The organism is Pseudomonas sp. R151218B TE3479, from assembly GCF_053629195.1.
In genome coordinates this window covers 1,050,551-1,073,978 of record NZ_JBRJHV010000001.1, presented here as the reverse complement: position 1 = coordinate 1,073,978, position 23,428 = coordinate 1,050,551, and the positions used below count along the sequence as shown (strand labels likewise).

Sequence of the window (23,428 nt, the reverse complement as noted above, 5' to 3'; positions counted from 1 at the left end):
CTATTGCAACACCGGAGGTTTGATGAGTTGCTTACCTAGTCATGGCAGAGTCACCTGCTCGCGTTGCCATAGTCATATCGAGCCGCAATTTGATGTATCCAAGCGCACGGAGGGGGATTGGCGAATTACAGCTAACCCTCTGTCTTGGGGCAGCACTATGCCCGAGATCGTGGTATTAGGCTTCTCCAAGGGCCCGACTCAGGCTGGAGCGCTCGCTTCCACACCTCACGACGAAATTGCGTACAAGGGCAGTCGCCTCAACGTGGGCAAGATTCTGGCTCACATTGGACTCATTCCCACCGACGAGCCTGATAGAGTGAAGAAAAACGTAGACCGTCTTATTTCGGATAAGTCTGGACGCTTTCATTTCGCATCACTCATTCGTTGCACTGTGGAGCGCTACGACCATAAATCTGCATCTTGGAAAGGATCGGGCGGAGGCATGTTGGACAAGTTTATTGCCACCACGTTTGGCACATCCGTCGCAACTAACTGCACAACTACCTTTCTCCGTGACTTGCCGAAAGAAACTCGGCTCGTTGTCATGTTTGGTCTGGGCACGAACCTGAACTATGTGGCATCCGCTTACAGCCTGTTTCGCCGCGCTCGCCCTAGTGCTTGGAAAATGATCAATTCAGTTGCCTATACGGACGGAAATATCACCGTGGTGCATGTTGAGCATTTTGCTTCTCAAGGCGCGTTGATTCCGAATTGGCTCGGGGAAAAAGCCCACCCAAGAAGCAACCTTGGCCTCCTCTCAAAAGCGGCAGTCGAAGCATCTGGAGTCGGCGCTTAACAGTTTATTCAACAAAATTTCGGAAAAGGGGAACAGACTTACTTTCAGTCGCTTGCTGCTCATCAAAAAAGCAAAAAAGGGGACAGCAAAAAAGGGGACAGATTTATTTTAAGAAAGTAAATTTGCCCTCTTTTTTGTTGGGGTCAGGGAGGTGCGTTGGCCGAACGGATACGTTGAATCCAAAGTCGATTGCAGCCTTCGGAGACAGACCGCAATCGGGCCAAAAGCGGTCAGTGATGAGCGGCTGCTTCCGCCCCATAGCGGGACGGTCAAATTTCTCGGCGACCTTAATCCCGGGAACGATGCAGGCCCATTGCGTCCCGCCGGTACAACGTACTCTCATACTGGAAGGTTAGCAGGAAGAGGGATGAGCGCGTTTGAGCAATAGACTCAGCGATTTTTCCAGCTCGCTCATAGATGACTGCCCCTCAGGTTCAGGGCCTTTGATTCTAATGCTGCAACGCAAACCGACTTTGAATTCAAGACCTTTCTTGTCTTCGGCGTATATCGTGAAGTCAGTGGTTTCGTCTTCTGCTATCAGCCTTAGTCCGGAGGCGAAAACGGCCTCCAAAGCGCCGTTCAGATTATCGACCTCTATCGCACCGGCCTTCATCAATGCCATGCTCAGCATCGGAACCGTCAAAACGCTATCAGCTTCTATGTGCAGATCAAAACTCATTCACCCCCCCTCCATCGCCCGAAAAAGGGGACAGAGTTATTTCTATCAAATAAATCTGTCCCCTTTCATTTATACCGTTTTACAAACCGACGTTCGTCAGCCGCATAACCTTGCCGCTGGTAAAATGTATGGGCCTCTATTCGGTGGTCGCTGCTAGTCACCTCAGCCCGAACGCAAAGTTGTTTTGTAAAAAACGCATCGGCAGCGGCAACCAGCATCGCCCCTACACCTTGCCCCCGGAAGTCATCGTCAACGACTAGCGAGGTAATGCGTCCGAGCCTGCCTGCCTGATGAAACAGCTCCAGTACGTGCAAGCTTATGACACCAATGATATTTTCACCGTCTTGTGCCAGCAGCACGGTATCGCAGGTACTAACTCCTAAAGCCTCAAGCTTATTTCGGATAAGCTGTGGCGAGGCTTGGTAGCCTAGCTGCTCTAAGAGTTTAGACACCGATTCTGCATCGGTTAGTAAAGCATTTCGAAACTGGGGACAGACCACGATTATGAGACGGGCCGATTAAAGGCAAACCCAAGATCGCGGTTTGTTCCAATTTCCGCGAGGTATAGAGTCAACTGTTGGACCTACTGAGCAGAGTGCTATTAGACATTTTTTATAGGAGTTTACTTTGCTGACTTTTACGGAGTTACCGAAGGACGGAACCAAATTTGAGCAGCTCGTTCGAGAGATTTTATTAAAGCGAGGGTTGCGGCCTCATTGGACTGGTAAGGGTCCAGATAGCGATAGAGATTTACTTGTTGAAGAACCCCTAAAGGGGGAAATCCAAGATAGCAAGCGCCTGTGGCTTGTTGATTGCAAGCATTATGCACACTCGAATAGAACTATTGGCGTAGATGATGTCACAGACATCCGCGACCGATGTGAAAGAGTTAAAGCTGACGGCTATTTACTGGCCTGCACTACTACTATTTCATCTGAATTGGCGAGAAAGCTAAGAGAGCTGTCCTCTAACGCCAATATTGCAACCGAAGTTTGGGATTCGGTCACAATCGAAAGACTACTACTGAACCCCAACGCTTACTCCATCGCACAACAGTTCTTTCCTATCTCTATGGCAGTCCCAAAATGGCGAATGTTTTACACCGAACGCGAAGAACGCTGGATGGCCCATTTCAGGGGTTATTTCCTTTACGTTGAAAGCCGCGCTGGAATTGACCCTCCCTCACTTATCGATCTTGAGCTCATAGTTCAAGAGCTTGAAAACGTCTACCTCGGCGATGGCGAAAGTCTCCGCATAAGAGGTATTTGGCACGACACCCCAAATGGTCCATTTTACAGTGTCGCCGCAGACTACCTCGTTCCATCTGAGAACTCTCCAGCCTTGAGTCCTTCCGAAATCAAGGCTCAGTTAGATGAATGTTGTGTAGATGGGGGATACATAACTTGGCACATAAAGCTTCAAATCACGCTTCCTCAATCAGACTATTACTCGCCTGATGACCCAAGTTTCTATAGCGAATTTCGGCAACCACTATTTCATGCATTCTACGGTGTAGGCGATCTTGACGAGTTGGCGAAGCACGACAAGTGGGTGAATCTATCCACGCCACCAATACGAACTTTCAATGATCAGATGATCTGGGAGAGCAACAAAGAAAAATTTGGCTACAAGAAGATGGGAAACTTGTCCTACCGTGAAATTCAATAACGGATAAGCAAAAATAAGGGGACGAATTTATTTCTGATAGTTGTCCCTCTTTCTACATGGTGAAGGAGCCTGAATAACGATCAAGCTGCCCAGTAGTACCAGGACGTTAAAAGAACAGGAGCTCCTATGCAGCGTGTCATGATTGTCGGCCAACCAGGGTCAGGGAAAAGTACGCTGGCTCGAGAGATGGGCAAACACACCGGTTTGCCGGTCATCCATATCGACACGATCCATTGGCAACCGGGGTGGATCGAGCGAAACGCAGATGAGAAGACTCGCCTTTGTCGCGAGGTCGAGGCTCGCGATCAGTGGATTTTTGAAGGCGGTCATTCGGCCACCTGGAACAATCGGATTGCCAGAGCCGATCTCTTAATATGGATTGATCGATCATCGCTGCTTCGGTTTTGGCGTGTGCTTCTCAGGACTTTGATCCAGCGAGGCCGCCCTCGCCCCGACCTTCCAGAGGATTGCCCAGAGCAGCTAGGGAAACTCCCGGAATTTTTCAACTTCATGTGGACTACCCGTAAATCGGCGCGTGCCAAGATGAAGCTACTCGCGGCAACGGCCCCATCAACCTGTCGTGTCGTCTGTCTGCGATCCAACCGCCAGACTAGGCAGTTTCTGTCGAGTATTGGGGAAGCGTCTTACGTAAAGTCGTCGCGAAAAGGCCAGGTTCCGACAAAACCGCTGCGTGATTAACATTCAGTCTGCCCTTCTTCTCTTCAGCCAACCGACTCAAACCGCCGCCGCTTCATGAACAACTCCACCCCCAGCGCATAATCGCGGTCTGTTCCCGTTTTCTGCAGGGTTGATGTGGGACTGGTATAGGCGCGGAGGAGCTTCTTATGAGTGCTTCGCACTCAAGCGGGAGCAAGCTCCTCGCCACGGGCTTTGCTTTCAAGGCCATAAGGCTCCTGCGGCGCTCGCGTTGGTCTCAAAAGCCGCCCCCTCAACATGGTAAACCCTCGGCTCCTCCGAAAAATATTCCTCCAACCCCATCATGAACACCCGATGGTCTTCACTCGCTTCAAAACCCGGTGTGTGGTCTTCCAGTGATTGCCACCGCACGATCAGGTTGAACTGCTCGGGCGTTTCGATCCCTTGCGCCAGCATGTGGCCGCCGTAACCCTTGGCCCGTGTGAGCAATGGAGCGACTTCGGCAAATGCGCGTCGGAACGTTTCAATGCGTTCTTTGTGAACAGGAAGCACAGCGATTTCATAAACCATGACGCACCTCTGAATTGGCTAAAAGTTCGCATTTACGGAATGAGCGATGGCTCGACGGCAATGGCGATTTTTCCTCGAAGACCGTTGTTGGCGCTTTCCAACCGGGCATGGGCCAGGGGAATGTCGGCCAGCGAATAGACGGCGCCGACATGTGGGCGCAGCTGACCGCGGGCTATCAATGCGCTCAGCTCATCGAGCTTGCCGCGGTTTTGGCGGGTGAACACGAAGTGATAGCTCGCGTTCTTGCCCCAGGCCTGGACGAGGTTTTGTGGCTGGGCGATGTCCACGATCGAGACGACGCGGCCCAGTTGGGCGAGGACGTCGGGGCTGCGGGACAGTGTGTTGCCGCCGATGGTGTCGAATACGACATCCACGCCGTGGCCAGCGGTTTCCCGAAGGACAGCGTCGACATAATCTTCTTTCTCGTAGTCGATGATCACGTCGGCACCCAAGTTGCGGGCAAACTCCGCGTTTGCTTCGCGCACAGTGGTGAACACCCGGGCGCCCATGGCTTTCGCCACTTGGATCGCGACATGCCCGACGCCTCCAGCGCCGCCGTGGACAAGAATGCTCTCCCCGACCCTGAGCGCCGCGCGCACCACCAGCGCTTCCCACACCGTCCCGCCCACCAGGGTCAGGCTTGCGGCCTCAAGATGGCTCAGCTCGGGCGGTTTCTTCCCGACAATGCTTTCGGCCGCGACGTGGTACTCGGCATAGCTGCCTGACCCTTCAAATATTTGCGGGGTGTACCAGACTTCGTCTCCGGGCGCGAAGGCGGTCACACCGGGCCCGACGGCTTCGACCACGCCAGAGACGTCGTGGCCGGTGATGGCCGGCAGCGGTACCAGGTCGGGATAGTCGCCGCGTCGAACCTGGTAATCCAGCGGGTTGATGGAAGTGGCGTATACGCGGACCAGGACTTGTCCCGCTTGCGGAACGGGCTTGGGCACGTCGCGGAGTTCGAACGATTCAGGACCGCCGAATGATTTAAGAATCATCGCTTTCATAAGTAAATCCTCGTATCGATAAAAAGGGATATCGGAATATCTCGATATCCTGTGGTAAAAAAACGCTACAGGTCTTTCCCAATGATCTCGGCGAGAGCACTGATGGTGGCTTCATTGCGTTTGTAATAGGTCCACTGGCCTATACGCCTGACTTCGACCAGACCCACCCGTTGCAACGTGGCCAGATAACCGGACACCGTTGACTGCGACAGGCCAATCCCTTCCTGGATACTGCTGACGCAGACGCCGACCGTGTGAACGTCACCCTCATCCTGCGGGGGGAAGTTCTTTGCCGGATCCTTCAAACCTTTCAGGATTTGGAGACGTGTCGGGTTTGAGAGGGCTTTGAATATTTCGAGTAGGTCCATGCGGCGAGGATATCGAGATTTTTCGATATGTCAATACGTGAATTCGGATAGCTCATGAGTGGGGGTTTTGAAGCTGCTTCGCAGCCTGGCGGGGATGAATCCCCTCGCCACAGGCGTTGTGCGTCGGTTTCTTGGGGGGCAGGTATTGAATATGAGTGCTTCGCACTCAAGCGGGAGCAAGCTCCCTCGCCACAAAAAGCGGTTTTGTGTGAGTTCAGGGATGGCGGTCCAGCTTCTTCAGGAACACCGTCATTTCCTTCTCCGCCTGTTTGTCGCCGTGGGCGCGGGCGGCTTCGAGGCCTTGTTCCCAGGCTTGACGGGCGGCCGGTAGGTCGCCTTGGCCTTGGTGGGCTTTGCCCAGGAGTTTCCAGGCGGCTGAGTATTTGGGGTCGAGTTCGACGCAGCGTTGGAAGTGTTCGGCGGCGCGGGGGAATTCGCCGAGGTCCAGGTAGCCTTTGCCCAGGCCGAAGCGTAGCAGGGCGTTATCCACACCCTTGGCAAGCATTTTTTCCAGGGAGTCGAGCATGGCGGCGTCCTTATCTGTTGTCTCAGGGGTTGATCAGTTGGCTGCTAGATAGCCATCGCGAGCAAGCTCGCTCCCACAGGGGATCTAGGGTGAACACAAATCTTGTGAACGGCATTGAACCCTTTGTGGGAGCGAGCTTGCTCGCGATGAGGCCCTTTCCGTCACTGCACATTCCAGATCAGAAGAAGCTCAACCCCACATGGAACAGCTTCTCGACGTCGCGAATGTGCTTCTTGTCCACCAGGAACAGGATCACATGGTCGCCGGTCTTGATCGTGGTGTCGTCGTGGGCGATCAGGACTTCTTCGTCGCGGATGATCGCGCCGATGGTGGTGCCCGGCGGCAGGCCGATGTCGCGGATGGCTTTGCCGATGACTTTGCTGGACTTGGCATCGCCGTGGGCAATGGCCTCGATGGCTTCGGCCGCGCCGCGGCGCAGGGAGTGGACGCTGACGATGTCGCCGCGGCGTACGTGGGCCAGCAAGGTGCCGATGGTTGCCAGTTGCGGGCTGATAGCGATGTCGATGTCGCCGCCCTGGATCAGGTCGACGTAGGCCGGGTTGTTGATGATGGTCATGACCTTCTTCGCCCCCAGGCGCTTGGCCAACAGCGACGACATGATGTTGGCTTCGTCGTCGTTGGTCAGGGCCAGGAAGATGTCGGCGTCGGCGATGTTTTCTTCCAGCAGCAGGTCGCGGTCCGAGGCACTGCCCTGCAGCACCACGGTGCTGTCGAGGGTGTCCGAGAGGTAGCGGCAGCGGGTCGGGTTCATCTCGATGATCTTGACCTGGTAGCGGCTTTCGATGGCTTCGGCCAGGCGCTCGCCGATCTGCCCGCCACCGGCGATGACGATGCGTTTGTAATTCTCGTCGAGGCGGCGCATTTCGCTCATCACCGCGCGAATATTCGCCTTGGCGGCGATGAAAAACACTTCGTCGTCGGCTTCGATCACCGTGTCGCCCTGGGGCAGGATCGGCCGGTCCCGGCGGAAAATCGCCGCGACCCGGGTTTCCACGTTCGGCATGTGTTCGCGCAATTGGCGCAGTTGCTGGCCCACCAGCGGCCCGCCGTAGTAGGCCTTGACCGCCACCAGTTGCGCCTTGCCTTCGGCAAAGTCGATCACCTGCAGGGCACCGGGGTGCTCGATCAGGCGCTTGATGTAGTTGGTCACCACCTGCTCGGGGCTGATCAGCACGTCCACCGGGATCGCTTCGTTGTCGAACAGGTCGGCACGGGTCAGGTAGGCGGCCTCGCGCACCCGGGCGATTTTGGTCGGGGTGTGGAACAGGGTGTGGGCGACCTGGCAGGCGACCATGTTGGTTTCGTCGCTGTTGGTCACGGCCACCAGCATGTCGGCGTCGTCGGCGCCGGCCTGGCGCAGCACCGTAGGCAAGGAACCCCGGCCTTGTACGGTGCGGATGTCGAGGCGGTCACCGAGGTCGCGCAGACGTTCGCCGTCGGTGTCGACCACGGTGATGTCGTTGGCCTCGCTGGCCAGATGTTCCGCCAGCGAACCGCCGACCTGCCCTGCACCGAGGATGATGATTTTCATCCAGTCACTCCTATCGAATCGGTCTTAACCGCGTGCAGCGGCGATCTTGATCAGCTTGGCGTAGTAGAAGCCGTCGTGCCCGCCCTCCTGGGCCAGCAACTGGCGGCCATGGGGCTGCTTGAGGCCGGCCTGGCTGGCGATGTCCAGTTCCCGGGCGCCCGGGGTGCGGGCGAGGAAGGCCTCGATCACGTCGGTGTTCTCGGTGGGCAAGGTCGAACAGGTGGCGTAGAGCAGCATGCCGCCGACTTCGAGGGTCAGCCACAGGGCATCGAGCAGTTCGCCTTGCAAGGTGGCCAGTGCGGCAATATCGTCCGGCTGGCGGGTGAGCTTGATGTCCGGATGCCGACGAATCACCCCGGTGGCCGAGCACGGCGCGTCCAGCAGGATGCGCTGGAACGGTTTGCCGTCCCACCAGGTTGCGGTGTCGCGGCCATCGGCGGCGATCAGTTGGGCGTCCAGGCCCAGGCGCTCGAGATTTTCCTTCACCCGTACCAGGCGCTTGGCTTCCAGGTCCACCGCCACCACGCCGGCCAGCTTCGGCTCGGCCTCGAGGATGTGGCAGGTCTTGCCCCCCGGCGCGCAACAGGCGTCCAGCACCCGTTGGCCGGGCGCCAGCTCCAGCAGGTCGGCGGCCAGTTGGGCGGCTTCGTCCTGAACGCTGATCCAACCGTCGGCAAAGCCCGGCAGTGCTCGTACGTCGCCGGGGGTTTCCAGCACGATGCCGTCGCGACTGTACTGGCACGGGATGGCCGGGATGCCCGCCTCGCCCAATAACGCCAGGTAGGCATCACGGGTATGGTGGCGGCGATTGACCCGCAGGATCATCGGCGGATGGGCGTTGTTGGCCGCGCAGATGGCTTCCCATTGCTCGGGCCAGAAGGCCTTCAGGGATTTCTGCAACCAGCGCGGGTGGGCGGTGCGCACCACCGGGTCGTGTTCCAGCTCGGCCAGCAGGGCTTCGCTTTCCCGTTGGGCGCGGCGCAGCACGGCATTGAGCAGGGCTTTGGCCCAGGGCTTTTTCAACTTGTCGGCGCAGCCCACGGTTTCGCCGATGGCGGCGTGGGCCGGGACGCGGGTGTAGAGCAGTTGATAGAGCCCCACCAGCAGCAGCGCTTCGACGTCGGCATCGGCGGCCTTGAACGGCTTCTGCAACAGCTTGGCCGCCAGGGCCGACAGCCGCGGCTGCCAGCGAGCGGTGCCGAACGCCAGGTCCTGGGTGAAACCGCGATCACGGTCTTCCACTTTGTCCAGTTGGGTCGGCAGGGAACTGTTCAGCGAGGCTTTCCCGCTGAGTACCGCGGCGAGTGCCTTGGCGGCGGCCAGACGCGGGTTCATGAGGCGTCCGTCGCTTGGCCGAGGACGGTGCCGACGGCAAATTTCTCACGGCGGCTGTTGAACAGGTCGCTGAAGTTCAGTGCCTTGCCACCGGGCAGTTGCAGGCGCGTCAGGCACAACGCCTGTTCACCGCAGGCAACGACGAGGCCGTCCTTGCTGGCGCTGAGGATCTCACCCGGTGCGCCCTCCCCTTCGGCGTAATGGGCCGCCAGCACTTTCAGGGCTTCGCCGTTCAAGGTGCTGTGGCAGATCGGCCACGGGTTGAAGGCCCGCACCAGACGCTCCAGCTCGACGGCCGGGCGGCTCCAGTCGATGCGGGCCTCGTCCTTGTTCAGTTTGTGTGCGTAGGTGGCGAGGTTGTCATCCTGCACGTCGCCTTCCAGCGTGCCGGCAGCCAGGCCGGCAATGGCCTCGACCACGGCGGGCGGGCCGATCAGCGCGAGGCGGTCATGCAGGCTACCGCCGGTGTCTTCGGCGCTGATGGGCGTGCTGACCTTGAGCAGCATCGGCCCGGTATCCAGGCCGGCTTCCATACGCATCACCGTCACGCCGCTCTCGGCATCGCCGGCTTCCACCGCACGCTGGATCGGCGCCGCACCGCGCCAGCGCGGCAGCAGCGAGGCGTGGCTGTTGATGCAGCCCAGGCGCGGGATATCCAGCACCACTTGGGGCAGGATCAGGCCGTAGGCGACCACCACCATCAAGTCCGGCTGCAGCGCCGCCAGTTCGGCCTGGGCTTGCGCGTCGCGCAGGGTCGGTGGCTGCAACACCTGGATGCCGTGTTCCAGGGCCAGCTGCTTGACCGGGCTGGGCATCAGTTTTTGCCCGCGACCGGCCGGCCGGTCCGGCTGGGTGTAGACCGCGACGATGTCGTGGGGGCTGGCCAGCAGGGCCTTGAGGTGTTCGGCGGCAAATTCGGGAGTGCCGGCAAAGACGATGCGCAGGGGCTCAGTCATGGGAAGCTCTCAATTACAAAGCAGTCGCAAAAAGAAAAAGGCTTGCCGCGGCAAGCCTTTGAAGAGAGGGCATCAAGCATTCTGGCGATGAAGTTTTTCCAGTTTTTTCTTGATCCGGTCACGCTTGAGGGTAGACAGGTAATCCACGAACAGCTTGCCGTTGAGGTGGTCGCACTCGTGCTGGATGCACACCGCCAGCAAGCCTTCGGCGATCAGTTCATAAGGCTGGCCGTCACGGTCCAGGGCCTTGATCTTGACCTTCTGCGGACGGTCGACGTTTTCATAGAAGCCTGGCACCGAAAGGCAGCCTTCCTGGTACTGGTCCATCTCGTCGGTCAGGGTTTCGAACTCGGGGTTGATGAACACCCGGGGCTCGCTGCGGTCTTCGGAAAGGTCCATCACGACGATACGCTTGTGCACGTTGACCTGGGTCGCGGCGAGGCCGATGCCTGGCGCCTCATACATTGTTTCAAACATGTCATCGACCAACTGACGCACTTCGTCGTCCACTACGGCCACCGGTTTGGCGATAGTGCGCAGGCGCGGGTCCGGAAATTCGAGAATGTTCAAAATGGCCATAAGCTTGATAAATGCACGTGTGAGGTAAAGTCGGGTGGCTGGCCTGGCGTGTCTTGGGATGCAGGCTACCGTTGTAAAACGTTGCCCTTGGGGAAAACAGCTCCACAGGGCAGCGAGCCACGGGGGCTCTGGCGTTTTACGCGAACGCACATAATAAAGGGATTCACCGCATGAGGAAATCACTACTCGCCCTGCTGCTCCTGGCTTCGGCCGGTATGGCGCACGGGCAAGTGCAACTTCGGGAAGGTTTTCCCCAGCAATACACGGTGGTGACGGGGGACACATTGTGGGACATTTCCGGCAAATACCTGCGCGAGCCGTGGAAATGGCCGGAACTCTGGCAGGCCAACCCGCAGATCGAAAACCCCAACCTGATCTATCCGGGCGATACCCTGTCGCTGGTCTACGTCAACGGCCAGCCGCGCCTGACCCTCAATCGCGGTGCCTCACGCGGCACCATCAAGCTGTCGCCACGCATTCGCAGTTCGCCGGTGGCCGATGCCATCCCGAGCATTCCGCTGCAAGCCATCAACAGCTTCCTGCTGAGCAACCGCATCGTCGACACGCCTGAGGATTTCGACAAGGCGCCCTATGTCGTCGCCGGCAATGCCGAGCGGGTGCTCAGCGGCATGGGGGATCGGGTCTTCGCCCGTGGCACATTCGACTCGAACCAGTCGGCCTACGGCATCTTCCGCCAGGGCAAGGTCTACACCGATCCCGAGACCAAGGAGTTTTTAGGCATCAACGCCGACGACATCGGCGGCGGCGAAGTGGTCGCCACCGAGGGCGATGTCACCACCCTGGCCCTGCAACGCACCACCCAGGAAGTGCGCCTGGGTGATCGCCTGTTCAGCGGCGAAGAGCGCTCGATCAACTCGACCTTCATGCCCAGCGCGCCAAAAACGGACATCAACGGGTTGATCCTGGACGTGCCCCGGGGCGTGACCCAGATCGGCGCGCTGGACGTGGTTACCCTGAACAAGGGCCGTCGCGATGGGCTGATCGAGGGCAACGTGCTGGCGGTGATGAAGACCGGTGAAACCGTGCGCGACCGCATCACTGGCGAGCCAGTGAAAATCCCCGATGAGCGGGCCGGCCTGCTGATGGTGTTCCGCACTTACGACAAGCTCAGCTACGGCTTGGTGCTGTACGCCTCGCGCTCGCTGTCGGTGCTCGACAAGGTCCGTAACCCATAACGGGTCTCACAAGTTACCAACAGAGTTATCCACAGCTTGTTCCCGTTTGTACGGGGCTTATAACGGTCAAGGATGATCGCATGTCACTACCTGAATCTGCTCCGGTTTCCCCTGCGGAACTGGAAGCTCGGCTACGCCTTCACCGCTTGCCGGAACTCGGTCCCAAGCGTTTCATGACCCTGATGGAGGCCTTCGGCTCGGCCTCCAAAGCTATCAGTGCACCGGCCAGTGCCTGGCGAGCGCTGGGCCTGCCCATCGCCTGCGCCGAGGCGAGACGCAACCCGGATGTACGTGACGGCGCCGCCCATGCATTGGCCTGGCTAGAGCGTGCGGGCCAGCATTTACTGATGTGGGACCAACCTGACTACCCGGCGCTGCTGGCACAGATCAGCGACGCGCCACCGCTGCTGTTCGTCGCTGGCGACACCTCGATCCTGGAAAAACCCCAGCTGGCGATTGTCGGCAGCCGCCGGGCATCGCGGCCGGGCATGGACACTGCGGCGGCGTTTTCCCGCAGCCTGGCCGGGGCCGGTTTTGTCATCACCAGCGGCCTGGCGTTGGGCATCGATGCGGCGGCCCATCAGGCGGCGCTGGACGTTGGCGGCCGCACCGTCGGCGTGTTGGGCACCGGCCTGGAAAATTTTTATCCACAGCGCAATCGTCGGCTGGCAGACGCGATGATTGCCCAAGGCAGCGCGGTGCTGTCGGAGTTCCCGTTGGACGCGCCGCCCCATGCCAGCAACTTTCCGCGCCGCAACCGGATCATCAGCGGCTTGTCCCTGGGGGTGCTGGTGGTGGAAGCCAGTGTCGCCAGTGGCTCGCTGATCACCGCCCGACTGGCGGCGGAACAGGGCCGCGAGGTGTATGCCATTCCTGGATCGATCCATCACCCCGGCGCCCGGGGCTGCCATCAGTTGATCCGCGACGGTGCGGCGCTGGTGGAAACCGTCGAGCACATCCTCGAAGCGTTGCGCGGTTGGCAGCGGTTGCCGCTGGCCACGGCGCCTGAGCCGGTGACCCATCCGCTGCTGCGCCTGCTGCATGCCGCGCCGTTGAGCAGCGAGGCCTTGGCCGACGCCAGCGGCTGGGGCTTGCCCAAAGTGTTGGCGGCGTTGACCGAGCTGGAAATGGAAGGACGCGCCACCTGTGACAACGGGCGCTGGTTTGCACGCTAGGTTTTATGGGGAAGATCGGTAAACTGCCCACAGCCTTATTTGCGTTGCGGGAGAAACTTTCATGGTCAACAGTTGGCGTGTGCAACAAGCCGCGCGAGAAATTCGCGCCGGGGCGGTGATTGCCTATCCAACCGAAGCGGTCTGGGGCCTGGGTTGTGACCCGTGGAACGAGGAGGCGGTGGAGCGCCTGCTGGCGATCAAATCGCGGCTGCCCGACAAAGGCCTGATCCTGGTGGCTGACAACATCCACCAGTTCGACTTCCTGTTCGAAGACTTCCCCGAAACCTGGATGGACCGCATGGCCAGCACCTGGCCGGGGCCCAATACCTGGCTGGTGCCGCACCAGAACCTGCTGCCGGAATGGATCACCGGGGTGCACGACACGGTAGCGCTGCGGGTCAGCGATCATCCCACCGTGCGCGACTTGTGCTCGTTGGTCGGGCCGCTGGTGTCCACCTCGGCCAACCCCCAAGGGCGCCCGGCGGCGCGCACACGGATTCGCGTCGAGCAGTATTTCCGCGGGCAGATCGATCTGGTGCTGGGCGGCAACCTGGGCGGGCGCAAGAACCCCAGCGTGATTCGTGACTTGGCTACTGGCAAGGTCGTACGCCCGGACTGAGCCCGGAAACAAACTCTGCATCTTGCACAAAACCACTGTGGGAGCGAGCTTGCTCGCGATAGCGTCAGGTCAGCCAGCCAGCCAGCCTTGATATTGACTGACACAACGCTTTCGCGAGCAAGCTCGCTCCCACAGGAATTTGTGGCGAATGCCGGATCTGTGGTCACTGCAAACCCCTTGTGGGAGCGAGCTTGCTCGCGATGGCGTCAGGTCCGCCAGCCTTGATATTGACTGACACAACGCTTTCGCGAGCAAGCTCGCTCCCACAGGAATTTGTGGCGAATGCCAGATCTGTGGTCACTGCAAACCCCTTGTGGGAGTGAGCTTGCTCGCGATGGCGTCAGGTCAGCCAGCCTTGATATTGACTGACACACCGCTTTCGCGAGCAAGCTCGCTCCCACAGGAATTTGTGGCGAATGCCGGATCTGTGGTCACTGCAAACCCCTTGTGGGAGCGAGCTTGCTCGCGATGGCGTCAGGTCAACCAGCATTGATGTCGGCTGACACACCGCTTTCGCGAGCAAGCTCGCTCCCACAGGAATTTGTGGCGAATGCCAGATCTGTGGTCACTGCAAACCCCTTGTGGGAGTGAGCTTGCTCGCGATGGCGTCAGGTCAGCCAGCCTTGATATTGACTGACACACCGCTTTCGCGAGCAAGCTCGCTCCCACAGGAATTTGTGGCGAATGCCGGATCTGTGGTCACTGCAAACCCCTTGTGGGAGCGAGCTTGCTCGCGATGGCGTCAGGTCAACCAGCATTGATGTCGGCTGACACACCGCTTTCGCGAGCAAGCTCGCTCCCACAGGAATTTGTGGCGAATGCCGGATCTGTGGTCACTGCAAACCCCTTGTGGGAGCGAGCTTGCTCGCGATGGCGTCAGGTCAACCAGCATTGATGTCGACTGACACAACGCTTTCGCGAGCAAGCTCGCTCCCACAGGAATTTGTGGCGAATGCCAGATCTGTGGTCACCGCAAACCCCTTGTGGGAGCGAGCTTGCTCGCGATGGCGTCAGGTCAGCCAGCCTTGATATTGACTGACACACCGCTTTCGCGAGCAAGCTCGCTCCCACAGGAATTTGTGGCGAATGCCGGATCTGTGGTCACTGCAAACCCCTTGTGGGAGCGAGCTTGCTCGCGATGGCGTCAGGTCAGCCAGCCTTGATATTGACTGACACAACGCTTTCGCGAGCAAGCTCGCTCCCACAGGAATTTGTGGCGAATGCCGGATCTGTGGTCACTGCAAACCCCTTGTGGGAGCGAGCTTGCTCGCGATGGCGTCAGGTCAACCAGCATTGATGTCGACTGGCACAACGCTTTCGCGAGCAAGCTCGCTCCCACAGGTTTTCAAGCAACCTGAACCATCAAATCTCAGGGCAAGAGAATCGTCGACCCCGTCGTGCGCCGCGCCGACAGTTCGGTCTGGGCCTTGGCCGCGTCCGCCAGTGGGTAACGCTGGTTGATGTCCACTGTGAGCTTGCCGCTACTGATCATCCCGAACAGTTCATCGGCCATGCGCTGCAGGTTTTCGGCATTATTGGCGTACGTCGCCAAGGTCGGGCGGGTGACGTACAGCGAGCCCTTGGCCGAAAGAATCCCCAGGTTCACACCGTCCACCGCCCCCGAGGCATTGCCGAAGCTCACCACCAGGCCACGGGGGGCGACGCTGTCCAGGGAGGTCAGCCAGGTGTCCTTGCCAACGCCGTCGTACACCACGGGCACCTTCTTGCCGTCAGTCAATTCCAACACCCGCTGTGCGACGTTTTCCTTGCTGTAGTCGATGGTTTCCCAGGCGCCATGGGATTTGGCGATGGCGGCTTTTTCCGGTGAGCTGACGGTACCGATCAGCTTCACGCCCAAGGCCTTGGCCCATTGGCAGGCCAAGGAGCCCACGCCACCAGCGGCGGCGTGGAACAGGATGGTTTCGCCACCCTTGAGTTCATAGGTCTGGCGCAACAGGTATTGCACGGTCAGGCCCTTGAGCATCACGCCAGCGGCCTGTTCGAAACTGATGGATTCGGGCAGATGCACCAGGTTGGCTTCGGGCAATACATGCACATCGCTGTAGGCCCCCAGCGGCCCGCTGCCGTATGCCACCCGGTCGCCGACCTTGAACCGCGTGACGCCTGAACCGATGGCCTCCACCACGCCCGCGCCCTCGGCGCCCAAGCCCGAAGGCAGCGCCGGTGGCGGATAGAGACCGCTGCGGTAGTAGGTGTCGATGAAATTCAGGCCGATCGCCTTGTTGCTGACGCGTACCTGCTGCGGGCCCGGCTCGGCCGGCTGATAGTCGACGTACTCGAGCACTTCGGGACCGCCGTGGGAACTGAACTGGATACGTTTGGCCATCTTCACTTTCTCCTTGTCGCAGACTTTTACCAAGCCTGCTATCGGACTCCTAAGCTTGACCGTCGTCAACTGTGGCGTGGGCAAGTGCGGTGGTATCCTGTGCGCCCATTTGCCACCGGCCCGCTATACGCCGCGTAGCGTAGCCCTGATCAAGGTGACGTCATGTCCACTCGTACCGAGGCCGTGAAAGCCTATCTGCTCGACCTGCAAGACCGAATCTGCGCCGCCCTGGAAACCGAGGACGGCGGCACGCGCTTCGTCGAAGATGCCTGGACCCGGCCAGCCGGGGGTGGCGGTCGCACGCGGGTGATCGAAAACGGCACGGTGATCGAAAAGGGCGGCGTCAACTTTTCCCACGTCTTCGGCAGCGGCCTCCCACCCTCGGCCAGCGCCCATCGGCCGGAACTGGCCGGACGCGGCTTCGAAGCCTTGGGCGTGTCGCTGGTGATCCACCCGCACAACCCCCACGTGCCGACCTCCCACGCCAACGTGCGTTTCTTCATCGCCGAAAAGGAAGGCGAAGAAGCCGTCTGGTGGTTCGGCGGTGGTTTCGACCTCACGCCCTACTACGGCGTAGAAGAGGACTGCGTCCATTGGCACCGCGTCGCCGAGCAAGCCTGCGCGCCGTTCGGCCCCGACGTGTATCCGCGCTACAAGGCCTGGTGCGACAGCTACTTCCACCTCAAGCACCGCAACGAACCCCGGGGCATCGGCGGGCTGTTTTTCGACGACCTGAACGAGTGGGGTTTCGACACCTGCTTCGCCTTCATCCGCGCCATCGGCGACGCCTACATCGATGCCTACCTGCCCATCGTGCGTCGCCGCAAGCATGACGCGTTCACCGCCAAGCAACGGGAATTCCAGGAATATCGCCGTGGGCGTTACGTGGAATTCAACCTGGTCTACGACCGCGGCACCCTGTTCGGGCTGCAATCGGGCGGGCGTACCGAGTCGATCTTGATGTCCCTGCCGCCGCAAGTGCGCTGGGGCTACGACTGGAAAGCCGAGCCGGGCAGCGAAGAGGCGCGGCTGACCGAGTACTTCCTGCAGGATCGCGATTGGCTGGCAACGGCCTGAACGGGGATATTCCATGGATCGCTACGTTGTAATGGGTAACCCGATCGGCCACAGCAAGTCGCCGCTGATCCATCGCCTGTTTGCCGAGCAGACCGGGCAAACCCTGGACTACAGCACGCTGCTGGCACCGCTGGAGGATTTCTCCGGTTGCGCCCGGGCATTTTTCCGCGATGGGCGTGGGGCGAACGTCACGGTGCCGTTCAAGGAAGACGCCTTTCGCCTGGCCGACACCCTGACCGAGCGGGCCCAGCGGGCCGGGGCGGTCAATACGTTGAGCAAACTGGCCGACGGGCGTCTGTTGGGTGACAACACCGACGGCGCCGGCCTGGTCCGCGACCTGACCGTCAACGCCGGCTTCAGCCTCCAGGGCAAGCGCATCCTGTTGCTGGGGGCCGGCGGCGCGGTGCGCGGCGCCCTGGAGCCGCTGCTGGCCGAAGCGCCGGTCTCGGTGATCATCGCCAACCGCACCGTGGAAAAAGCCGAAGTGCTGGCCGAGTCGTTCGCCGACCTGGGCCCGGTCTCGGCCAGTGGGTTCGATTGGCTGCAAGAGCCGGTGGACCTGATCATCAACGCCACCTCCGCGAGCCTGTCGGGGGATGTGCCGCCGATTGCCGCCAGCTTGATCGAGCCCGGCAAGACGGTCTGCTACGACATGATGTATGGCAAGGAACCGACCTCATTCTGCCGTTGGGCCAGTGAGCACGGGGCGGCGGTGGCGATGGATGGCCTGGGCATGCTCGCCGAACAGGCGGGCGAAGCGTTCTACCTGTGGCGCGGGGTGCGCCCGGACACCGCGCCGGTGCTGGCCGAGCTGCGCCGACAGCTCGCGCTGTAGGCTTCAGGCTGTTGTGGCGAGGGGATTTATCCCCGTTGGACTGCGAAGCAGTCCCAAAAAAGCAGGGCCGCTTCGCGTCCCAACGGGGATAAATCCCCTCGCCACAGGTATGTGTCTGCCTCAAGTCCCCTACAGTTTTCAATCCTCGAAATGGATCGGGCAATGCTCCGGTCCTTCCAGCTTCAACAACTCCTCCACCACCTGCGGCCGGGCCATGCGCAAGGTCAGGCTACGCCCCTGGCCGCGCAGGCGCCGGGCTTCCTGGTGGAGCATTTCCACCCCGGAATAATCGATGAAGTTGATCTGCTGGGCGTCAATGACTACCCGCTGCGCCTGCAACCGTTGCAGGCGTACTTGCAGGTAATGGCTGGCGCCGAAAAAGATCGAGCCGCCCACCCGCAGGATCTCCGCCTCCCCCTCGCGAAAGTGCTGCACCCGCGGCTGTGAGGTGCGCTTGAGGTAGAAGAACAGCGAAGCCAGTACGCCGGCATAAATGGCGGTTTGCAGTTCCAGCAGCAACGTCGCCAGGCAGGTCAGGCTCATCACCATGAATTCGGCGCGGCTCACGCGGTACAACGCTCGGATACCACGGTGGTCCACCAGCCCCCAGGCTATCAGCAGGATGCTGCCGGCCATGGCCGGAATCGGGATGTGCGCGATCAGCTTCGCCCCGGCGACCGCAAACAACGCCACCCACAAGGCCGAGAACACCCCGGCCAGGGGCGAGCAGGCCCCGGCTTCATAGCTGAGGCCGGAGCGGGTGAAGGAACCGGCCGACAAGGATCCCGAGAAAAATCCGCCAACGAGGTTGGAAAGCCCCTGCGCCCTCACCTCCTGGTTCGCATCGAGCAATTGCCCGGAACGTACCGACAACGAACGGGCAATGGACAGGCTGGTGACCAGCCCGAGCATGCCCACCGCAACGGCCCCAGGCAGCAAGCGCAGGATCAGTTCCAGGTCCAGCGGCAGCAGCGTGAGCGGTGGCAGGCGCCCGACGAAAGCACTGACCAGCGCCACATGCCCGAACATCGCCGGCCACAGCCAGACCACCAGACTGCTGATGATTAAAGTTATCAACAGGCTCGGCCAGCGCGGCAGCAAGCGCTTGAGCACCACACCCAGGAGCAGCGTGCCCAACCCCAGCAGCAGCGATGGCTTATCCACAGCCCCGATGTGCTCGACCAGCATCAGCAGGCTCCGCAGCGCCGTGGCTTCATTCGGCAAGTCGAGGCCCAGCAGGTTCGGCAACTGCCCCAATGCGATCACCGCCGCCGCCCCCAAGGTGAAACCCAGCACCACCGAATGGGAGACGAAATTCACCAGCGCACCGAAACGCAACAACCCCAGCAGCCACTGGAAAATCCCCGCCAGGACTGTCAGCAGCAGGATCAAGGTGACGTAGTCCTGGCTGGCGGGCACGGCCAGCGGACTGACGGTGGCGTACAAGACGATGGAGATTGCCGCCGTAGGACCGCAGATCAGGTGCCATGACGAACCCCACAGGCAGGCGATCAGCACCGGCACGATCGCTGCGTACAAACCGTACTCGGGGGGCAAACCGGCAATCAGGGCGTAGGCAATGGACTGCGGCAACGCGAGAATCGCGCCACTCAAACCGACGATCAGGTCACGGCCGACACTGGCGCGAGTCTGTCGGGGCAGCCAGCTCAAGAAGGGAAAGAGTGAATGGCGGGTGGGGATTGCCATGGGGCCTCAAGGATGGGGTTTGGCGCAAGAGTATCAGGCGAGTGATCACCCGTGGCGAGGGAGCTTGCTCCCGCTGGGCTGCGAAGCAGCCCCAAAATCTGAGACGGCACGACACCGTATCGGTTTTGGGAAGGCTTCGCCCTCCAGCGGGAGCAAGCTCCCTCGCCACAAGAGCAACTCATCGGCACATAGGCTTTACAGCTTGGCCTTCACCGCCGCCAACGCCTCCTTGCCATCCAGGGTCTTCACGCCGTCCAGCCACTTATCCAGCACCGCCGGGTTGGCCTTGATCCAGGCCTTGGCCGCATCGGCGTTGCTGACTTTGTTGTTCACCACCTCGGCCATGATGCTGTTTTCCATCTCCTGGGTGAAACTCAGGTTGGTCAGCAGCTTGCCGACGTTCGGGCAAGCCTGTGCATAACCCTTGCGGGTCAGGGTGTAGACGCTGCCGGTGTCGCCGAAGTATTTCTCGCCGCCCTTGAGGTAGTGCATTTTCAATTGCACGTTCATCGGGTGCGGCGTCCAGCCCAGGAAGGTCACGAACTTCTGCTTCTTCACCGCCCGGGAGACTTCCGCCAGCATCGCCTGCTCGCTGGACTCCACCAGTTTCCACTCGCCCATGCCGAAGTCATTGGTCTTGATGATTTCTTTCAGGGAGAGGTTGGCCGGGGCGCCGGAGCCGATGCCGTAGATCTTCTTCTCGAACTTGTCGGCGAATTTGTTCAGGTCGGCAAAGTTATGCACACCGGCGTCCCAGACATAATCCGGAACCGCCAGGGTGAACTCGGTGCCGTCAAGGTTCTTGGCCAGTTGCGTGACGTCGCCCGTGGCCACGAATTTGTCATAGAAGCCCTGCTGCGCCGGCATCCAGTTACCCAGGAATACATCCACCTGGCCGTCCTTGAGACCGCCGAAGGTGATCGGCACCGCGAGGGTGTCAACCTTGGCCTTGTAGCCCATGCCATCCAACAGGAAACCGGTGATGGCGTTCGTCGCGGCGATGTCACTCCAGCCCGGGTCAGCCATTTTCACGGTCTCGCAGCTCTGCTCGGCCCACGCCGAAACACTGCTCAACGCCAACAGCCCAGCGGTCAGTACTGTGGATAACTTTTGCATGTGCTTCCCCTTACGTTATTGGTTTTGGCAGGGTTGTGGATAACGGGCCTTGCGCTCCAGATCGTCGAGATCGATGTGGTTACGCATGTACTGCTGGCTGGCGTCCACCAGCGGCTGGTGGTCCCAGCTCTTGAGTTTGCCCAGGGTCAGCGCCTGGGCGACAAAACGGCGGCGGCGCTGGCTGGCGAGCACCTGTTGGTGAATAACCGGAATATCCCACTTGGCGCGCGACTCGGCGAGAAAATCGGCGAACAGGGATTGATGCTCGGGAGATTGGCTGAGATCTTCCAGCTCCTTGGGATCGTTGCGTACGTCGAACAGCAGGCACGGGTCATCTTCGCTGTAGATGAATTTCCACGGGCCACGGCGGATCATCATCAAGGGGCTGATGGTGCCTTCGGCCATGTATTCACCGAAGACTTCGTCATGCCCGCCCTGCCCTTGCAGATGCGGCACCAGCGAACGGCCATCCAGTGGCAAGCCGGGTTCCAGCGTACCGCCGGCCAGTTCCACCAGGGTCGGCAGCAGGTCGGCGGTAGACACAGCCGCGCCCACCCGTCTGCTGGCGAACTGTCCCGGTGCGCTGATGAGCAACGGTACGCGGGCGGCCATTTCGAACCAGTGCATTTTGTACCAGAGACCCTTTTCGCCGAGCATGTCCCCATGATCGCCGGAGAAGACGATGATCGTGTCGTCCAGCAGACCGGTATCTTCCAGGGTTTGCAGCAGCTTGCCGACGTTGCTGTCGATGTAGCTGCACGCGCCGAAATAGGCGCGGCGGGCATCACGGATTTTATCCACAGGCAGTGGCTTGTCCCACAGGTCATAGACCTTCAGCAGCCGCTGGGAATGTGGATCGAGGTCCGTTTGCGCCGGTGTCTGCGGCAACGGAATGTCGTTGTCGTCATACAAATCCCAGAACGCCTTGGGAATCGTGTACGGATCGTGTGGGTGGGTCATCGACACGGTGAGGCAGAACGGCTGGTCACCGTCTTCGCGGATGTGGTCGAACAGGTACTGTTGGGCCTTGAACACCACTTCTTCATCAAAATCCAGCTGGTTGGTGCGCACGCAAGGGCCGGCCTGCAACACCGACGACATGTTGTGGTACCAGCTCGGCCGCACGTCCGGCTCGTCCCAGTTCACCGACCAGCCGTAGTCGGCCGGGTAAATGTCGCTGGTCAGGCGCTCTTCGTAGCCGTGCAGTTGGTCAGGACCGCAAAAGTGCATCTTGCCGGACAATGCCGTGCGATAGCCGAGGCGGCGCAGGTAATGGGCGTAGGTCGGCACGTCCGCAGGAAAATCCGCCGCGTTGTCGTAGGCGCCGATCTTGCTGGGCAGCTGGCCGCTCACCAACGTGAAACGCGACGGCGCGCACAGCGGGCTGTTGCAATAGGCGGCGTCGAACACCACGCCCTCGGCGGCCAGGCGCGACAGGTTCGGCAGCTTGATCGGCGAAGGACCGTAGATCGGCAACATTGGCGCGGCCATTTGATCGGCCATGATGAAAAGAATGTTCTTGCGCTTCATGTATTCGCGGCATTCCATAGTAGGCAGTTATGCGACATTGCTGCGATTGAGCATGTAGCCCCCAGGTTTTGGGGTAAAGCCCATGCAGGATAATGACTAGGATAAGCACAGCTTATGTATGACGCCTTGGGTAACCTGTCCCTGGAACTGTTCCGTGCCTTTGAAGCCGCGGCCCGCCAACAAAGCTTTACGGCGGCGGCGATTGAGCTGGGCACCACGCAGCCGGCCATCAGCCAGCAGATCAAGCGCCTGGAAGAGCAACTGGGTACACGGTTGTTCGACCGGATCTACCGTGGCATCGAACTGACCGAGGCCGGGACGATCCTGTTCGAGCAGGTGCAGGCCGGTCTGCAGAGCATCGATGCCGGGCTGAGCGCGATTACCGCCCAACACCAGCATGAGGTGCTGCAGGTCGCCACGGACTTCGCCTTCGCCGCTTACTGGCTGATGCCGCGCCTGCATCGCTTTCACGCCGCCAACCCCCAGGTGGACGTGAGCCTGGTGACCAGCGAACGCAACCACAACATGCTGCGGACCGATATCGATGTTGCCGTGCTGTTCGGCGACGGTCGCTTCAAGCAAGGCGAAAGTCGCTGGCTGTTCAGCGAAGAAGTCTTTCCGGTCTGTAGCCCGCTGCTGCTCAAGGAACGTCCCCTGCCCTTGCCCGCCCAGGCCTTGGCGGAGTTTCCATTGCTGCACCTGCGAGCGGGCAACAGCAACAGCTGGTTCGACTGGAGCGGCGTATTCCGCGAGCTGGGCATCACCTCGCCGCCCGCCCCCGGGCAATTGCGCTTCGACAACTACACACTCCTCATCCAGGCGGCGATTGGCGGCCAAGGTGTCGCCATCGGCTGGCGACACCTTGTGGATAACTTATTGGCGCAAGGGCTGCTGTGTCGGCCGATCGCCGAAACGGTGCTGTCGCGGCTGGGGTATTACGTGGTCTTGCCTCAGCGTAAACGGCGCGGTGTGCTGATCAGGCAATTCGTCGATTGGTTGACGGAGGAACAGGCCAATAGCGCCGAATCGCTCACGGGATTGCCGCTGCCTTCCATTGCGGTTTGAGGCCGTGGCGAGAGCCGTGTTTTTGGGGCTGCTTCGCAGCCCAGCGGGAGCAAGCTCCCTCGCCACGG

The 23,428-nt window shown here is 60.3% G+C and carries 23 protein-coding genes; 9 read left to right on the top strand and 14 right to left on the bottom strand.

Translation table 11 applies throughout. From position 1 onward, the window contains the following. Positions 1 to 157: 157 nt before the first annotated feature. Complete coding sequence (locus AB7M32_RS04895) at positions 158 to 796, top strand: hypothetical protein (protein WP_454249244.1); 639 nt, start codon at positions 158 to 160, stop codon at positions 794 to 796. 352 nt (positions 797 to 1,148) lie between these two features. Here the strand turns inward: AB7M32_RS04895 and AB7M32_RS04890 are convergent, their stop codons facing one another. Continuing rightward, entirely contained in the window at positions 1,149 to 1,475 is a 327-nt protein-coding gene (locus AB7M32_RS04890; protein ID WP_454249243.1) for a hypothetical protein, read from the bottom strand. Between the two features lie 65 nt (positions 1,476 to 1,540). Beyond that, the gene (locus AB7M32_RS04885; RefSeq protein WP_454249242.1) at positions 1,541 to 1,927 is read right to left on the bottom strand and encodes a GNAT family N-acetyltransferase; all 387 of its coding nucleotides are present in this window, start codon (positions 1,925 to 1,927) and stop codon (positions 1,541 to 1,543) included. A 175-nt stretch (positions 1,928 to 2,102) separates the two neighbouring features. Here AB7M32_RS04885 and AB7M32_RS04880 point away from each other — a divergent pair, with 175 nt between their 5' ends. Next, positions 2,103 to 3,143, top strand: a complete 1,041-nt coding sequence (locus AB7M32_RS04880) for a restriction endonuclease (protein ID WP_454249241.1) — start codon at positions 2,103 to 2,105, stop codon at positions 3,141 to 3,143. 126 nt (positions 3,144 to 3,269) lie between these two features. Next, a complete protein-coding gene (locus tag AB7M32_RS04875) occupies positions 3,270 to 3,842 on the top strand; it encodes an AAA family ATPase (protein ID WP_454249240.1) in 573 nt (190 codons plus the stop codon). Between the two features lie 198 nt (positions 3,843 to 4,040). Here the strand turns inward: AB7M32_RS04875 and AB7M32_RS04870 are convergent, their stop codons facing one another. The 8 genes from AB7M32_RS04870 to def all read right to left on the bottom strand — a co-directional run bounded on the left by AB7M32_RS04870 (position 4,041) and on the right by def (position 10,693). After that, the gene (locus AB7M32_RS04870) at positions 4,041 to 4,370 is read right to left on the bottom strand and encodes an antibiotic biosynthesis monooxygenase family protein (RefSeq protein ID WP_454249239.1); all 330 of its coding nucleotides are present in this window, start codon (positions 4,368 to 4,370) and stop codon (positions 4,041 to 4,043) included. Between the two features lie 32 nt (positions 4,371 to 4,402). Next, a complete protein-coding gene (locus tag AB7M32_RS04865; protein ID WP_454249238.1) occupies positions 4,403 to 5,377 on the bottom strand; it encodes a zinc-dependent alcohol dehydrogenase family protein in 975 nt (324 codons plus the stop codon). Between the two features lie 65 nt (positions 5,378 to 5,442). After that, entirely contained in the window at positions 5,443 to 5,745 is a 303-nt protein-coding gene (locus AB7M32_RS04860) for an ArsR/SmtB family transcription factor (RefSeq protein ID WP_003177098.1), read from the bottom strand. 214 nt (positions 5,746 to 5,959) lie between these two features. Then, positions 5,960 to 6,271, bottom strand: a complete 312-nt coding sequence (locus AB7M32_RS04855; RefSeq protein WP_095974457.1) for a tetratricopeptide repeat protein — start codon at positions 6,269 to 6,271, stop codon at positions 5,960 to 5,962. 178 nt (positions 6,272 to 6,449) lie between these two features. Continuing rightward, positions 6,450 to 7,823, bottom strand: a complete 1,374-nt coding sequence (trkA, locus tag AB7M32_RS04850; protein ID WP_454249237.1) for a Trk system potassium transporter TrkA — start codon at positions 7,821 to 7,823, stop codon at positions 6,450 to 6,452. Between the two features lie 24 nt (positions 7,824 to 7,847). Beyond that, positions 7,848 to 9,158: a 16S rRNA (cytosine(967)-C(5))-methyltransferase RsmB gene (rsmB, locus tag AB7M32_RS04845; protein ID WP_454249236.1), complete on the bottom strand. Its 1,311-nt coding sequence runs from the start codon at positions 9,156 to 9,158 to the stop codon at positions 7,848 to 7,850. Continuing rightward, positions 9,155 to 10,114, bottom strand: coding sequence for a methionyl-tRNA formyltransferase (gene fmt, locus AB7M32_RS04840; protein WP_454249235.1), 960 nt, complete (start codon positions 10,112 to 10,114; stop codon positions 9,155 to 9,157). Before fmt ends, rsmB begins: the two co-directional genes overlap by 4 nt. Positions 10,115 to 10,186: 72 nt before the next feature. Then, the gene (gene def, locus AB7M32_RS04835) at positions 10,187 to 10,693 is read right to left on the bottom strand and encodes a peptide deformylase (RefSeq protein ID WP_003196300.1); all 507 of its coding nucleotides are present in this window, start codon (positions 10,691 to 10,693) and stop codon (positions 10,187 to 10,189) included. Positions 10,694 to 10,863: 170 nt separating this feature from the next. Between def and AB7M32_RS04830 the strand changes: the two genes are divergently transcribed. The 3 genes from AB7M32_RS04830 to AB7M32_RS04820 all read left to right on the top strand — a co-directional run bounded on the left by AB7M32_RS04830 (position 10,864) and on the right by AB7M32_RS04820 (position 13,683). Next, a complete protein-coding gene (locus AB7M32_RS04830) occupies positions 10,864 to 11,889 on the top strand; it encodes a LysM peptidoglycan-binding domain-containing protein (RefSeq protein ID WP_454249234.1) in 1,026 nt (341 codons plus the stop codon). A gap of 80 nt (positions 11,890 to 11,969) precedes the next feature. Then, complete coding sequence (dprA, locus tag AB7M32_RS04825) at positions 11,970 to 13,064, top strand: DNA-processing protein DprA (protein ID WP_454249233.1); 1,095 nt, start codon at positions 11,970 to 11,972, stop codon at positions 13,062 to 13,064. Between the two features lie 61 nt (positions 13,065 to 13,125). Then, on the top strand, positions 13,126 to 13,683 hold the full coding sequence (locus AB7M32_RS04820) for an L-threonylcarbamoyladenylate synthase (RefSeq protein WP_014335849.1): 558 nt from the start codon (positions 13,126 to 13,128) through the stop codon (positions 13,681 to 13,683). A gap of 1,369 nt (positions 13,684 to 15,052) precedes the next feature. On the opposite strand, the gene AB7M32_RS04815 is transcribed toward AB7M32_RS04820, so the two are convergent. Further along, on the bottom strand, positions 15,053 to 16,030 hold the full coding sequence (locus tag AB7M32_RS04815) for an NADPH:quinone reductase (RefSeq protein WP_454249232.1): 978 nt from the start codon (positions 16,028 to 16,030) through the stop codon (positions 15,053 to 15,055). 162 nt (positions 16,031 to 16,192) lie between these two features. On the opposite strand from AB7M32_RS04815, the gene hemF reads away from it, so the two are divergent. Both hemF and aroE read left to right on the top strand, forming a co-directional pair. Beyond that, complete coding sequence (gene hemF / locus AB7M32_RS04810) at positions 16,193 to 17,107, top strand: oxygen-dependent coproporphyrinogen oxidase (protein WP_454249231.1); 915 nt, start codon at positions 16,193 to 16,195, stop codon at positions 17,105 to 17,107. Between the two features lie 13 nt (positions 17,108 to 17,120). Continuing rightward, the gene (gene aroE / locus AB7M32_RS04805) at positions 17,121 to 17,942 is read left to right on the top strand and encodes a shikimate dehydrogenase (protein WP_454249230.1); all 822 of its coding nucleotides are present in this window, start codon (positions 17,121 to 17,123) and stop codon (positions 17,940 to 17,942) included. A 138-nt stretch (positions 17,943 to 18,080) separates the two neighbouring features. Here the strand turns inward: aroE and AB7M32_RS04800 are convergent, their stop codons facing one another. From AB7M32_RS04800 to betC, 3 genes are all read right to left on the bottom strand, one after another. Further along, a complete protein-coding gene (locus AB7M32_RS04800; RefSeq protein ID WP_454249229.1) occupies positions 18,081 to 19,649 on the bottom strand; it encodes a SulP family inorganic anion transporter in 1,569 nt (522 codons plus the stop codon). Positions 19,650 to 19,844: 195 nt separating this feature from the next. Continuing rightward, the gene (gene choX / locus AB7M32_RS04795; RefSeq protein ID WP_454249228.1) at positions 19,845 to 20,765 is read right to left on the bottom strand and encodes a choline ABC transporter substrate-binding protein; all 921 of its coding nucleotides are present in this window, start codon (positions 20,763 to 20,765) and stop codon (positions 19,845 to 19,847) included. Between the two features lie 15 nt (positions 20,766 to 20,780). Then, positions 20,781 to 22,295 carry a choline-sulfatase gene (betC, locus tag AB7M32_RS04790; RefSeq protein ID WP_454249227.1) on the bottom strand — a complete coding sequence of 505 codons (1,515 nt, stop codon included), beginning with the start codon at positions 22,293 to 22,295 and terminating at the stop codon, positions 20,781 to 20,783. Between the two features lie 114 nt (positions 22,296 to 22,409). Here betC and AB7M32_RS04785 point away from each other — a divergent pair, with 114 nt between their 5' ends. Then, positions 22,410 to 23,360: a choline sulfate utilization transcriptional regulator gene (locus AB7M32_RS04785; RefSeq protein ID WP_072407751.1), complete on the top strand. Its 951-nt coding sequence runs from the start codon at positions 22,410 to 22,412 to the stop codon at positions 23,358 to 23,360. Positions 23,361 to 23,428 lie beyond the last annotated feature (68 nt).